Origin of the sequence: Undibacterium sp. Ji50W, assembly GCF_049340445.1 — a bacterium.
In the GTDB taxonomy this organism is placed as follows: domain Bacteria; phylum Pseudomonadota; class Gammaproteobacteria; order Burkholderiales; family Burkholderiaceae_D; genus Undibacterium.
The window spans coordinates 39,181-53,347 of the sequence record NZ_JBMPOX010000026.1; the positions used below are offsets into that span (position 1 = coordinate 39,181).

Sequence of the window (14,167 nt, forward strand, 5' to 3'; positions counted from 1 at the left end):
CTGTAAGATCGTAAGCAGGTTTTAAGACTAGAAAGTAGTGAATAGTGATGCAAGCAAGCGAAACCAGGCAGATGGGGCAGGCAGCTTTGTTATGCGCGCTGGTCTTATTGCTGGGCCTGCATCCCGTCGCCAGCTACCTGTATTTGCCAGCGCTGCCATTACTCAAAGAAAAACTCGGTATCTCTGACGCCCAGGCGCAACTGACTTTATCGATACTGGTCCTCAGTTTTGGCTTTGGCCAGATTCTCTGGGGGCCGGTGGCCGACAGGTTGGGGCGCAGGCGGGTCTTGTTGCTTGGCCTGGGCATGTTGCTGGTGGCCAGCCTGTTCGTCACCTTTACCAGCCAGCTTGCTGTATTGCTGGTGGGCCGTGTTTTTCAGGGGCTGGGGATCGCTGCTGCTGGTGTCTGTGCACGTGCCATCGTGCGTGACTGTTTCCAGCCGGTGGATGGCATACGTATGCTGTCGCTGGCGTTTTCCTGGCTGGGCCTGATTTCGCTGGCTGGTCCGCTGCTGGGGGCCAGTCTGATTTATATCGGGGGCTTTCGTGCGGCATTGGGGACATTGATACTTTGCAGCGCCCTGGCATTGATCTTCATCGCCTTCAAGTTACCAGAAACTGTACCCGCCCATGAATCAGAGCAGGCGAATATCGCCGGTATCCTGAAACAGTTCAGCCAAATTTTGCGGCACCCCCTGTTTTTAAGCTATGCGGCATTGACGGCATTCAGCTATGCCGGTCATTATTTTTTTCTGTCGCTGTCGCCCTTTGTTTTCACTGATCTGTACGGGTTGGATGTGCTGGAACTGGGCTATCTGTTTTCCATCAGTTCCCTCGTGCACCTGGCCGGTACCTTTGCCTGTCGCCAATGGCTGGCCGAACACGGTATACGCAAGACCTTGAAAATGGCGGGCCTGATTACCCTGGCCGGTGGTGTCGCCATCGTCATGCTGAACCAGATGGGCTGGCAATCGATCTGGGCCATCCTGCTGCCACAGTCCTTATTCTTGTTTGCGCATGCCATTCATCAGTCATGCGGCCAGTCGGCCGTGTCGGCACCGTTCAGCAAACTGGCCGCGACGGCATCTTCTTTATGCGGTTTTTTGATTACGGCAGTGGCCATCCTGCTGGGTGAAATCCTGAAAGCCAGCTTGCCCACAGGGCGCGAAGGCATGGTCGATGGCATAGCAATCTGTGCACTGCTGACGACCGCCGTCGCCTGGACCTGGGTGCAGCGGTATGGTGACATTGCAGGGCAGGTTGATGCCTGATTTTCAAATGAACATTACGGCTGCATCAATTTTCGCAATTCCGGCTCCATTGCCTTTGCCCAGATAGCGTAGCCTGTTGCATTGGGGTGCAACAAATCCGGCATGATGTCTCTTGACAGGGTACCGTCATCAGTCAAAAAGGCTTTATTGATATTCAGGAAGAATATTTTCTTGTTATCTGCGATGCCAGAGATGATCGCATTGATATCTTCATTGATCCGACGCAACTGGCTGTCCGGTTTTTCGTCACGCGGAAAAATCGCCAGCATCAGGATTTTGGTGTTGGGCAAGCGCTGCTGCAGTTCTTCGATATTGCGTTTGATTCCCACTGCGGTGGTCATGGGGTTTTCCTGACGCGCGCCGGTATTGTTGGTGCCGAACATCAATACCGCGACCTTGGGGGCTATGCCATCCACTTCGCCATGCTGCAATCGCCACAACACATTTTCTGTGCGATCGCCGCCAAAACCCAAATCCAGCGCATGGTATTGCCGGTAATGGCGATTCCATACGTCGATGCCATCTTTTTCCCAGTTATGCGTGATGGAGTCGCCAATGAACACCAGTTCACTGTTTTCATGCTGCGCCTTGAGATTCCTGATTTCTTCCAGTTTCTGTTGATGCCGCAACAGCCACCAGTCGATAGACCAGGATTCGTTCAGCATATCTGGCGTGACCGACTCAGTTTTATAATCGGGGCACGCCGTATTAGCTACGCCCGATTTTTGAAATTTGATATTGGCAACGGTCACGTCGCCGGTGCCGCTGGCATCCAGCGCAAAGGCTTGCGTCACTGCGCTGAAATCATCGCTCTCGCGCGCAAAGCAGCGCATGGAAAAAACCAGGTGCTGCCAGCCTTTACCAGCCAGTGCACGCGCCTGTACAAGATAAGGGATCTTGCGTTCGCAGTTTTTCCCGCAGTTGATCTTGAACGCCAGGCCACCTTGCGCCATATTTTCCACGTTAACGTCGAATGCCAGCACTCCCTGCAGAAGGTAGGGACGCAAATCGAGCGGCGTTCCACCGTCAATGCGCAAGCTGGCATACCATGCATCTTTCCAATGCAGCGCCAGCGCATCAGCAGACGCGTCTTTGCCGGATACATTCACGCTGACAATGCTGTTGGGCACCTTGGGGTTGTCAGGTCTGGGGACCACGGTGGATGTACCGTTCAATATTGTCTGCGATTCAAAATCAGCAACAGTGACATGCCACGATTCCAGCGGACGCGTCGAATACACGATGGTTTCATTGCGGTCATCAGCTGGTGTCGGCAATGTTGGGCTTGCAGCCAGACTTGGCACAGCGCCCATGAAGAATGCGGAGCAGATCAACAACCTGACAGAAAATGTGACGATGGAAGACGGCGACCGATTTATTATTTTCATTGATTCATTTTCCAATAAGACTTACGCAAAACCGCCCCAACTGCGTTGCAGCTCCTAGCCGTACTAAAGTACTGTCTTCGTCGTTGCGCCTTGTTGGGACAATTTTGCGTTAGTCCTATCCAAGTTACTCAAACGGAAATAGTTGTACAGCAGTGACTGCATGTGCCGCTGTCATTTTCATTGACATGATAAAAATTGGAAGCGAGAGTTCGCTGTTCCAGTTTCCAGAATGTACAAGGTTCAGTTTGGCGAGGTGCCGTAGATAATGCCCCGACCACTATTGGGTGCTACGTAGACTGTACCAAAGGTCTTGGGATCGCCAATCACGAACCTGTAGCCGCCCCACTGATGCTGGCTGTCGTTGATTTGCACCCAGGTGTTGCCGGTGTCAGTCGAACGGAACAGGGCAGTTACGCCATTGACCGTCCCCGCCATATAAATGGTCGGGTAAGTCGCGCCGCTTGCTGGCTTGCCAAAGCCTGCCGAGATGGCTGACGTCACAGAGGATATCCTGGTCCAGCTCGAACCGGAACTGGTGCTGCGATACAGACCGGACGAAGAGGCCAGCCAGATATCCCCCTGGTTGCCGGTTACTGCCGTCACCTTGCCACCAGTCGCCACGCTGGACGCCGTGTACCAGTTCACGCCTTTATTGGCACTGGCATAGAAAGTGCCAGTAGACGAATTGTAGGCATAGAACAGATTGCCGTTGGCACCGTCAGACAAGATTTGCCAGGATGGGCTCACTGGTAGTCCTGTCGAAGTCCAACTGGAACCGTTGTTGACAGAATACGCGGGAGCCACGTCTTTCGGCCCCCAGACGATGGTATTGCCGTCTGCTGAAATGGCTACCGTGCCATCGCCGGTGGCAGAGCCTGCCTGGTTGGCGAATGGCGTCCAGCTGCTGCCACCGTTAGTGGAGACTGCGCCGAATACCGACGACCCGGTACCGACACGCACAATCTTGCCCGGAACGGACTTGGCGTAATCGAGGCCGGTGCCGTTCCAGCAGATCGGGTTGGACATCATGCCCGTGGCCGGAGAGACCGTCAGGCTGGTGTGTACGAAGCCGCAGATGTCGCCTACGCCACTGATCAATGGTGCGCCTGAGGTTGGCGAGATCAACGCAAGGGTTGCCGTTTCTTCGATACCGTTGGCGCCGATGGTCCAATTGCTTGCCTTACCGCTGTCTGCGGCGGTCAGGTTGGTGGTACTCCACACGGTTGCTCCGGTACCGTAAAAGGCATGTGCCGAGTTGAAAGGATCAATCGCCACCTGACCCCAGTTGCCGAAACTGGCAGTCGCGCTGCCGAAATTCACCCAGGGCGACAGGCTGGAATTGCGGGTTGATGCGGCACCGACATCGACCCAGCTGGAGCCGCCGTTGGTACTGCGGAACATGGTATCGCCCGGATACCAGCGATCCATGGTCATCACAACCAGCGCCCCGGATTTCTGCGGGTCAAGCGCCAGACCGCCATAACCGAACTGGTAGCTGTTGGGGTTAGGCGGTGTGATGTTTTGCCAGCTGCCTGGCCCTATGCTGTACTTCCACACCTGGCCTGCCGTCATCCCGTTGGGGCCAATGGCGTTGGCAAAGGTGATATACAAATTGCCGTCTGGCCCGATTTGGCCGTGCGTTGGATACAGACCGGTAGGCCCACCGGTCACCGCCGTCCAGGTGGTGCCGTTGTCTACGCTTTTATAGATGGTCGTGCCACTTGAGGCCGCGCCCGAAGTAGAGACGCCGGCAAAGATAGTCTTGGTCGCGCTGCCCTTGCTGCCTGACGCCTTGTAGGCAGCGACGAAAGCCACGCCTGAGCCGGTGCCATCGTTAGAGAGTGCGGGGAAGCCGCTGACTTTTGTCCAGTTCTTGCCGCTGTTGGTGCTTTTCCACAGCCCGTTGGTGGCACCCTGCGCCGAATCGTTGAAGGTGCCATAGAACAGGGTAGAGCCAAGGTTTGGGTCAACCTGGAGTTTTTCGCCAGCATTGCGGCCATCGTCATTGCCGCCGGTACGGAAGCTTAAGGGATACGAGGTGAAACTGGCACCCTGATTCGACGACACCAGCACGGCTGCATTGCCATCCCAGTTTTGAGTATACATGCCTGCTACCATGTAAAGCATGTTGGCATTGTTAGGATCGATGGCGATGCTCTCGATACCCATCTGGTGCCAATTGGATGGACTTGTCCAGTCATTGAGCGGAATCCAGGTGCTGGTTGCTGAGTTGTAGCGATAGGCGCCGCCGATGTCGGTGCGGGCATAAAACAGCCCCTGCTGTGCAGGATGGGCAACGATGCCGTCAACGAAGCCGCCAGCAATGATTTTCACGTTGTTCCACGTATAGACTGGGGCGGCCTGTGCTGGCAGTGTAGTTGCCCCGATGGTCACCCCGATTGTCACCAACAAGGGCACGGCCAGCACAACACGCGCGAGAATGCGGCGGACGTTGACGTTACGTGCAGGGATGTTGCGACCATTACTGCCTTTGGTGACATAGGCCGAAGGTGGCAATGCCAGTCCCGGGCGATCCATTGCCACATCTTTTTTTACCACTGTAGTAGGAAGCAAAGAAAAAAAGCGTTTCATGATATTGGTCTTTCACTGATAGTCGGGGGTTCACTTGTCGATGCAGCAGGCGACAAACTGCCTCCCTGTTTTGTTGGGACAGTATTGAACAGACATCGTAGTTGCTGATAATCGGGTGCTAGTGCGTGCCAGCGCGTGCCAGTGGCTAATCCACTGGAGGTCGGCATGCAGTACGTCGCGCAGGACGAACGGATGCGGAAATGCGTCCACATTTGATTTTCATTACAGCGTCTCCTTGATTTTTTTATTTGGAACTCATTCCTATTGATGAAATGAGTTGTAGCTACGGCTGCTTACCACTACACCGCGCCGTGCTACAAGTGCACTCTAGGCGGGATACCGAGGGGTCACAATTATGAAAATGATCAAGGCGGGTAACAAAATTACGCAGTCAACATGGGCTTTAAACTGATTTCAAGGAGGAGGTAGTAGCTACGTGTATCCCTCATTTTCATAGTTGTTAATGAGAGAATAGGGATGGCGGTGTAAGTTGCCAGGCGCAGTGAATTTTGTAATTTTGTAGTAATACTTCGAAATGAATGTTGGCGCACTATTTTGCCTGGAGGCTTGTGGAGGAACTGAACCAGAACTCATCTCCCCCTGTTGGTGAAATGGGTTCTGAGATGTTAATGACTATTCCTGGTACTTTTCAAATATCCGTCTTAACTCACCACTGTTTTCCAGCGACAACAGGGCGTTGTTGATTCTTTTGGTCTGGTCGGCGGGCAGGGTTTTGGACAGGCCCATATAGAATTTTTCTGACAACTGTGGTCGGGCCAGCAGGCGGACTTTGTTTTCCAGACCGGCCTGCTGTATCGACAGCCTGATACCGGGGGAGCGGTGGCAATAAAAGCGCCCGCGTCCGGCCATGAGCTTGTTCAGGTTGGACAGGGACGAGGTGGCACCGGAATCGATCTTCAAGCCCCCTATTTTTTCCAGGATATCGACGATGCCAAAGCCATGCAGTGCCAGGATCACGCCCTTGTTGCCCAACTGACGTATGTCGTCCCAGTTCTGGATGTCGATGTCGTCATCGGCGCGTACCGCCAGCAGGTAGCTGACCGTAAACAGGACGGTATCGAGAAAGTGATATTGCGAGGTATTGCGTTCTATGCGTTGCGCTCCGCAGAAGGCATCGATATTGCCAGCCTTCATGCCGACATCAATGCGGACGCGCGGTTGCCAGGTCTGGTCGCCGACGAATTTTAAGTCAGGGTCCACTTTTTCCAGCGCCCGCATGATGTCAACGCAAATACCGCCGATAGCAGGTTTGCCTTGCTGGTTGATGGTGATGAACTTGGGTTCGGACGCCTCTTGTGCGGCAGTGCGTATGATAGTGCTGGCCATGCCATTCGGCTGGCAGAGGAATAAGAGTAAGGCCGACAGGACGGGCAGGAGTTTCATGGTATGCCTGTACCTGTAGCCGTGGTTTTCTGGACGTCCATCATATAGCCATCATTAACGCTGATAAGTCACCCTGTTGCGGGATACTGCTGCTGCCTTGACCGGGCGCGATGCTGCTGCCGGGGCCGCATAGCTGGCCTGGCGATTGATCTTGAAAATGCTGACCACGTTCGACAAGTTGGACGCCTGGTCTTGCAGGCTTTGTGCGGCGGCGGCGGCTTCTTCTACCAGGGCGGCATTTTGCTGGGTGACATTGTCCATCTGGATGATGGCCTGGTTGATCTGGTTGATGCCGGCAGACTGTTCATTGCTGGCATTGTTGATTTCGCTCATGATGTTGGTGACGTGGGCCACTCTCTGGACGATTTCTGTCATGGTGGCACCGGCCTGGTCGACCAGGCGTGCGCCTTCATCGACTTTTTCTACTGAGTCGGCGATCAGTTCCTTGATTTCCTTGGCGGCGCTGGCAGAACGCTGGGCCAGGTTACGTACTTCTGACGCCACCACGGCAAAGCCACGGCCCTGTTCGCCGGCACGTGCGGCTTCGACCGCGGCATTCAATGCCAGGATATTGGTCTGGAAGGCGATGCCGTCAATCACGGCAATGATGTCAACTATCTTCTTTGATGAAGCACTGATGGAACCCATGGTGTCCACCACCTGTGACACCACTGAACCACCCTTGACGGCGGCTTCGGATGCGGCGTTGGCGAGGTTGTTGGCTTCTTTGGCGTTTTGCGAATTCTGTTGCATGGTACTGGTCAGCTCTTCCATCGACGAGGCAGTTTCTTCCAGTGAGCCAGCCTGGCTTTCTGTGCGTGATGACAGATCCATATTGCCGGCGGCAATTTCTGTCGATGCGGTGACGATGGTGTCGGTACTGTCGCGCACTTCTGCGACAATTTTTTGCAGGCCGTCATTCATGTCTTTCAGGGCTTGCATGAGTTGGCCGGTTTCGTCGGTGGAGTTGACTTCGATATGGCTGGTCAGGTCACCGTCAGCCACATTGCGTGCCAGTGTGACAGCATTATTCATGGGCTGGGTAATACCATGGGTCAGATACCAGGCACACAAACTGCCAAACAGGATGAACGTCACAATTAATGTACTGATCAGTATGCGGCTGTTGGTGGCAATGGCATCGACATCCTTGCTCAGATTATCGACTTGCTGTACCTGGAACTCCAGAAAATCGAGTTCGCTTTTCTGGTAAGCGTCGGACATGGGCATGAATTTTTCAAACAACTTGGCGACTTCATCTGCCTGCCCGTCTTTTTTTGCCTTGACGATCAGGTCACGCAAGACAATGTACTGCTTACGCACGACAACGATATTATCCAACAGTTTTTTTTCATCGGGGGTACCGATGTGCTCTTCCATGTATTTCTGGATTTCGCTATTGCGTCCGGTGGATGCCTTGACATCACCGGCAAAGAAATCACTGAGCGATTCATCGCTGCTTTTGACAATGGCCAGTGTGCGCTTGAGGCCAGATACCGTGACGCGATACCATTCTTCCGTCATGCGCTCTTTTTTAAGCGGTTCTTGCATCATGGCACGGGTATTGCTGGCGACCTCATTCAAGCGCCACAGCCCAATACCAGATGAGAAGGTGGCAAGTACCAATACCAGCCCGAAACCGAAACCAAGTCTGGTACCGATAGGTAGATTTTTAATTTTCATAATGACCTCATTGACGCCAGCAATTGGAAAGGCATAGCCAAATCAAATACATGCCGCTTCGGGTGAAGCAGTGTCCCGCATACTTTTATCTAGCCCGTTTATTTTGCTTGGTTTATGGGGCAGCAGTAGGGGGATGCAAACTCATTTCAATGGTAGGGACGAGTTCTTGGTCTCTGATACTTACTATCGGCCAATCCTTGTCAATTTGCAAGTAAAGGATTGCAAATTGAATGTCAATAAACTAACTGTGTTGCGGCTAGCGCAAGCTGATGAAAATCTGTCTGGCGAACAGGTAGTGAGTGGCGATGCGTTTCACTTCACCACGCTTTTTTCCCTGATGGATAGTGTGGCATGCAGGCTTCATTCATGGCGTACAGCCCTTGCATGTAGCGTTGAAAGTACGGCCTTCAAGTTGAAGCCATCGCGTATCTTGATTGCGGTGGCTTGGTAGCGCAGTTGCAGGGCGCTACCGGCCCGTGAAATACTCTTGTTGGCAATTTGCTAAATTGATCGATGTGCTGACCTGGGCATCCTGATCAGGGTAGCAATACTATGCGTGCGTCAGCACTATCTATAGCCCATGCCCGACTGACATCTGCCAGCGGCATGGTATTGACCGCTATCTTGAAACCGGCCAGCGGGGCCGTGTTTAATACCGACTTGATCGCCTTAAACAGCTTGGGAAAAGCGACACTGCCTATGCCGCTACCCATGAGCTGCAAGGCGGACGAGCGCAACACCGCGCCAGGTAGCTTGATGTCGGCACCGCCGACCGAACCGATCTGCACGAAGCGGACTGGCATGCCATCCGGGCTGGCCCTGGCGGCGGTAACCAGCAGCAGTTCTGCGCTCAAGCCCCACAAATAATCCAGGACGATATGGACCCCTTGTTCGAATTCATTCTTGAAGGCTTGTTCCAGTGCGTCTTTGTCCTGGCTCAGGTCGATGGTGACGTCGGCCCCCAGTAGCCGCAGATCGTCAAAGACGCCACTATTGCGGCCGGTTGCAATGACTTTTTTTGCCCCCAGATGCTTGGCAATCTGTATCGCCAGCCGGCCAGATGCACCGGTCGCGCCATTGATGAGGACGGTTTCACCGGCGCGCAGGTCGGCACGCTCCACCAGCGCAGCCCATGACGACATGCCGGTGATTGCCATCGCGGCGGCTTCCGCATCACTCAAACTGTCGGGTAGGGCGATACAGTGCGTCTTGTCAACGACACAGCATTCAGCCATGGCCCCATAAGGTTTATCTGGCAACAGAAAATAAACGCGCTGATTGTCTTCATCAATACCGGTGCCGTCGATGCCCGGTATGAAACCAGTAGTATTGTCAGCACTGTAATGCTGCCCGGATGCACGGCTCCTGGTGACATGGCTGATGGACGAAGCGGTTACCCGGATCAGGCTTTTGCCGGGTGCGGATTGTGGATCGGTAAAGTCACCGTACACGGGTGGCTGGCCTGCCTCAACTATAATTGCTGCTTTCATTGTTCACTCCTGAAAAGTAAGTCTGCCCTGTAGCGAGGGCGACGGTTGCTGGATAACGGTTGCTGGATAACGGTGGCTAAATAATTGAGTGTATTATGCACATATTTAATCAGAAAGAAAAGCATGAAGCAAGAAATAATGCAATTGCGTGAGGCGCTGCTGGATCTGACCGGCGTACTTAACCGGCCCCAGCCGGACGCGGCGCTGATCGCGGTAGCTGGCGTTGATCTTGATCGTGCACTGTTCCCCTTGCTGGTGCGGGTAGAGCGCCGCGGGCCGCTGGGCATAGGTGAACTGGCTGAACTGTGTGGTCGTGACTACACCACCGTCAGCCGGCAAATCACGAAACTGGAAGGGGCGGGCCTGGTGACGCGCCAGGTCAATGTGCAGGATGCCCGCATCAAGGAAGCCGTGATTACCGAAAAGGGCAGGGTGATGACGACCGCGCTGGATGGTGCCAGGGAAAAAATCATGACTTCACTGCTGGCCGACTGGGATAAAAAGGACGTGACCGAACTGGCACGCCTGCTGCGCAAACTGGCAGATGATGCTTTCCTGTTTGTAGAAAAGTCCAGGTCAATATAACATAGGGCTTACGCAAAATAGCAGCGCTGCGCATTGAACCTATGTAGGTACGATTAGCGCAGCGTAATCGTACGCATCTCCATCACGGCTGGCTATCGCCAACAGCTGTTTTTTTGAAAAAATACAAAGCAACCAGGTTTTTCTCTGCCGGACAAAAGGCGAGATAATAGGACGTGTCTTTGTTATTGTCTGGCACAACATACGTACGATTACGCTTTAATCGTGCCTACGTTCTGGAACAATTATGCGTAAGTCTTATAAAAGAATAAGAGAAAAAAGAGAAGACTTAGTCTCGCTGATCCAGTTGCTGCTTCAGGATATTTCTGTCACAGGCACCTTCCCACATCGCCACTACCAGGCACACCACGACATTGCTGATGGTGCTGGTCAGGGCGCGGGCTTCTGACATGAAGCGGTCTATGCCCAGCAGCAGGGTAGCAGCTGCCAGTGGCAAATCGGGGATGACGGTCAGCGTTGCCACCAGCGTCACGAAACCACTGCCGCTGACACCGGCGGCACCTTTGGATGTCAGCAGCATGGTGGCAATCAAGCCAAGAATTTGCCCGTTGCTGAGTGGTATGTCACAGGCCTGGGCGATGAACAGCGAAGCCAGCGTCAGGTAAATCGCGGTGCCATCCAGGTTGAAGGAATACGCCATCGGCAGTACCAGCCCGGCGACATCTTTCTTGCAGCCCAGGGCTTGCAGTTTTTGCATCAGCGGCGGCAACACTGGCTCGGACGATGAGGTGCCCAGCACCACGAATAATTCTTCACGTATATAACGCAGCAGTTTCCACAGGCTGAAACCATGCAGCCTGGCCAGGCCACCCAGGATGACGACCACAAACACCGCGCAGGCCAGGTAAAAATTCAGTATCAGGTAACTGAAACCGGCGATGGACTGTATGCCATGGCGCCCCACGGTATACGCCATCGAGGCAAAGGCAGCGATGGGGGCCAGCTTCATGATGCTGCCAAAAATGCCGAAACACAGACGGCTTACTTCATCCACGACAGTCAGCATGCGGTCACCGGCCTGGCGCGTGCGGGCCATGGCAAAGCCGGTCAGCAGGGCCAGCAGCAATACCGGCAAGACTTCGGGTTCGGCAAAGGCACCGACATAGGTGGCCGGGATGATGTGCAGGACAAAGCGCGCCAGGCCCTGGTTTTCCGTGGCGCTGGATAAGGTAGACATGGCTAACATGACATTCTGGTCCGCCGCTGCCGGATGAAAATGCCAGCCTGCACCCGGCTGCATGATGGCGGCGGCCAGCCAGCCCAGCAACAGGGCCAGCAGTGTCAGCAGATAAAAAATTGCCATCGCCTTGAGCAGGGTCCTGGCAATGCCGCGTCGTTCATTCAGGCTGGCAATGCCACCGGCAATGGTGCAAAACACCAGCGGTGCCAGCATCATTTTTACCAGTTTGATGAAGGCATCGCCCAGCGGTTTCAGTTCTGTCCCCAATGCTGGCCACAGGTAGCCAAAGCCTGTGCCAAGGATGACGGCACAGATGACCTGCACATACAGGCGCCGTTTCAGGAAAGAAAACGCAAAAGCAAAAGACAGTTTCATCAGGGCAGGGACTTTTTATCAGTGATGCTCTGGTCCAGCATATCGAACAGGGTTTGTGCGGCAGGCGGCATGATGCGCCCGCGCTTGCAGATCAGGCCCAGTGTCCGGTGTATGGGCGGGTTGACCAAAGGTACACCGACCAGCGTAGTCTGGATATGTGGTGGCAGGGACAAGCGCGGTACGGCCGCCACGCCCATGCCGGCTTCCACCAGTGCCAGGATACCGGCTACATGATTGACTTCGTAAAAGATGGTCGGGTGTTTTTCCACGCCAGACAGGGCATTGTCGATCAGGCTGCGGTTGCCACTGGATTTGGACACGGCAATATAGCGCTCGTTGGCGGTTTCTTTCCATGACAGTTTTTTGCGCCTGGCCAGTGGGTGATCATGCCGCATGGCCAGCACATAGGTCTCTTTGTAGATGGGCTTGAAGTCGATTTCCGGATCTTCGGCCCCGGCAAAATTGATGCCGAAATCGGCTTCGCCGGCCAGTATCAGGTTCAGCACGTCTTGCGCGCTTTCATCATGGATGCGCACGCGTATCTTGGGAAAACGTTCGGTAAAGTTTTTCAGCACCGCCGGTAAAAAATAATGCACGGCTGACGGCACGCAGGCCAGGGTGACAATGCCGGTGCGGTGGGCGGCCAGGTCAGACACACCCAAAATGGCGCCTTCCAGCTCATCCAGCGCGGTACGCACATTGGCCAGAAACCCCCGGCCGACATTGGTCAGTTGCACGCGCCGGGTGGTACGTTCAAATAATTTGACGCCGAGCGTGTCTTCCAGCTTTTCTATGCGGCGGCTCAGTGCTGGCTGCGACAAGAACAGGTCTTCGGCAGCCTGCTTGAAGCTGCTGCGGTCGGCCACGGCAACAAAAGCCTGTAGTTCCTGTAAATCGAAATTGATGCGTCCCATGCATTAATCTTAAGAAATATTGCAATTCACAAATTATGCCACGTGAAGGATGATGCAGGCCAAAGAAAGAACAGGCGACAGCATTGTCAGTATGTGCATTGACCCGTTCATCAAATAGCATTATTGCAATCAAAATGCCTCATCAAGAAGGCAAAAAACTTTGGAGACAACATGTTCAAGCCTACTTATCTCGCCGTCCTGCTGGCTGCCAGCGGCAGCGCCTTTGCCCAATCCGCCGTTACCCTGTATGGCATCGCCGATCTGGGCGTGCATTATAGTACCGGCATCAATGCCAGCAATGCCCCGGTCGTGTCTGGGTCCAGCATGGCGCTCAACAGCGGCATCAATAATACCAGCCGTTGGGGGATCAAAGGGCAAGAGGCCCTGGGCGATGGCATGGAAGCCGTGTTCCAGCTCGAAGGTGGCCTGAATATCGATACCGGCACATCGGCAAAATCAGACAAGCTGTTTGATCGCCTGGCCTTTGTCGGCATCAAATCCGGCTATGGCAGCCTGACTGCCGGTCGTCAGGCAACGATCCTGTCCGACGCTATTTCACCGGTAGATCCGCTGGGTATGCGGTATGCCGGCTTCAACCCCAACATCAATGTCACCGCACTCAGCAATACCGCTTTTGGCACCCATGCGTTTGGCGTGCAATATGGCACCAGCGGCTATGCCGACAATTATTATCGCCTGGATAATATGCTGAAATACACCGGTGATTTTGGTCCGCTGGTGGCGCGTGTGTCTTATTCTTTTGGTGAAGTGGCAGGCAATAGCAGTGCCTTGTCCACCATGGGGGCGGGCCTGGCGTATCAGCAAGATGGCCTGAGCATTTCTGGTGCCTACATGAAGTTCAAGAACAGTAGCGACTTTGGCCTGCAAGCCTATACCCTGGGTGCCGCTTACCAGCTGGGCAGCGTGCAATTGAAAGCCAATTTTGGCAGCAATCGTGCCGATACCAGTGCCACCAAACAAACCCGGCAGCGCATCGCTTCTGCTGGCGCAGCATTCACTGTCAGCCCTGACCTGACCCTGACCACGGCCTATTACCGCGTGCGTCGTGACGCCAGCGGCTTTGTCGATGATGGCTTTGACCGCAGCTTTGCTTACCTGGAAAAAAACCTGTCAAAACGTAGCACTGTGTATATAGAAACTGACTATACTAACTGGAAAGGCAATGCAGCCGGTGTTACCGGTAGCCAGGCCAACAACAGCAACGGCCTTGGGCTGACGCTGGGCCTGATGCACAAATTCTGATTTC

General features: G+C 54.2%; 10 protein-coding genes. 3 read left to right on the forward strand and 7 right to left on the reverse strand.

All coding sequences use genetic code 11. The features are described from left to right. Positions 1–47 precede the first annotated feature (47 nt). The gene (locus ACO0K9_RS24935) at positions 48–1,271 is read left to right on the forward strand and encodes a Bcr/CflA family efflux MFS transporter (protein ID WP_422989527.1); all 1,224 of its coding nucleotides are present in this window, start codon (positions 48–50) and stop codon (positions 1,269–1,271) included. A gap of 14 nt (positions 1,272–1,285) precedes the next feature. On the opposite strand, the gene ACO0K9_RS24940 is transcribed toward ACO0K9_RS24935, so the two are convergent. The 5 genes from ACO0K9_RS24940 to ACO0K9_RS24960 all read right to left on the reverse strand — a co-directional run bounded on the left by ACO0K9_RS24940 (position 1,286) and on the right by ACO0K9_RS24960 (position 9,828). Then, entirely contained in the window at positions 1,286–2,659 is a 1,374-nt protein-coding gene (locus ACO0K9_RS24940) for a GDSL-type esterase/lipase family protein (protein ID WP_422989529.1), read from the reverse strand. 240 nt (positions 2,660–2,899) lie between these two features. Continuing rightward, positions 2,900–5,251 (reverse strand): hypothetical protein, encoded by a 2,352-nt coding sequence (locus tag ACO0K9_RS24945; RefSeq protein WP_422989531.1) that lies wholly within the window; start codon positions 5,249–5,251, stop codon positions 2,900–2,902. Between the two features lie 633 nt (positions 5,252–5,884). Continuing rightward, positions 5,885–6,655 (reverse strand): substrate-binding periplasmic protein, encoded by a 771-nt coding sequence (locus ACO0K9_RS24950; RefSeq protein ID WP_422989533.1) that lies wholly within the window; start codon positions 6,653–6,655, stop codon positions 5,885–5,887. 54 nt (positions 6,656–6,709) lie between these two features. Then, positions 6,710–8,338 (reverse strand): methyl-accepting chemotaxis protein, encoded by a 1,629-nt coding sequence (locus tag ACO0K9_RS24955; RefSeq protein WP_422989535.1) that lies wholly within the window; start codon positions 8,336–8,338, stop codon positions 6,710–6,712. Positions 8,339–8,874: 536 nt separating this feature from the next. Further along, positions 8,875–9,828, reverse strand: coding sequence for a quinone oxidoreductase family protein (locus ACO0K9_RS24960; RefSeq protein WP_422989537.1), 954 nt, complete (start codon positions 9,826–9,828; stop codon positions 8,875–8,877). A gap of 123 nt (positions 9,829–9,951) precedes the next feature. On the opposite strand from ACO0K9_RS24960, the gene ACO0K9_RS24965 reads away from it, so the two are divergent. Next, positions 9,952–10,413, forward strand: a complete 462-nt coding sequence (locus ACO0K9_RS24965; protein ID WP_422989539.1) for a MarR family winged helix-turn-helix transcriptional regulator — start codon at positions 9,952–9,954, stop codon at positions 10,411–10,413. 286 nt (positions 10,414–10,699) lie between these two features. On the opposite strand, the gene ACO0K9_RS24970 is transcribed toward ACO0K9_RS24965, so the two are convergent. Both ACO0K9_RS24970 and ACO0K9_RS24975 read right to left on the reverse strand, forming a co-directional pair. Beyond that, on the reverse strand, positions 10,700–11,986 hold the full coding sequence (locus tag ACO0K9_RS24970; protein ID WP_422989541.1) for a cation:dicarboxylate symporter family transporter: 1,287 nt from the start codon (positions 11,984–11,986) through the stop codon (positions 10,700–10,702). Continuing rightward, positions 11,986–12,900: a LysR substrate-binding domain-containing protein gene (locus tag ACO0K9_RS24975; protein WP_422989543.1), complete on the reverse strand. Its 915-nt coding sequence runs from the start codon at positions 12,898–12,900 to the stop codon at positions 11,986–11,988. The genes ACO0K9_RS24970 and ACO0K9_RS24975 overlap by 1 nt, the downstream gene beginning before the upstream one ends. Positions 12,901–13,071: 171 nt before the next feature. Here ACO0K9_RS24975 and ACO0K9_RS24980 point away from each other — a divergent pair, with 171 nt between their 5' ends. Continuing rightward, entirely contained in the window at positions 13,072–14,163 is a 1,092-nt protein-coding gene (locus ACO0K9_RS24980) for a porin (protein ID WP_422989545.1), read from the forward strand. The last annotated feature ends 4 nt before the right edge of the window (positions 14,164–14,167 follow it).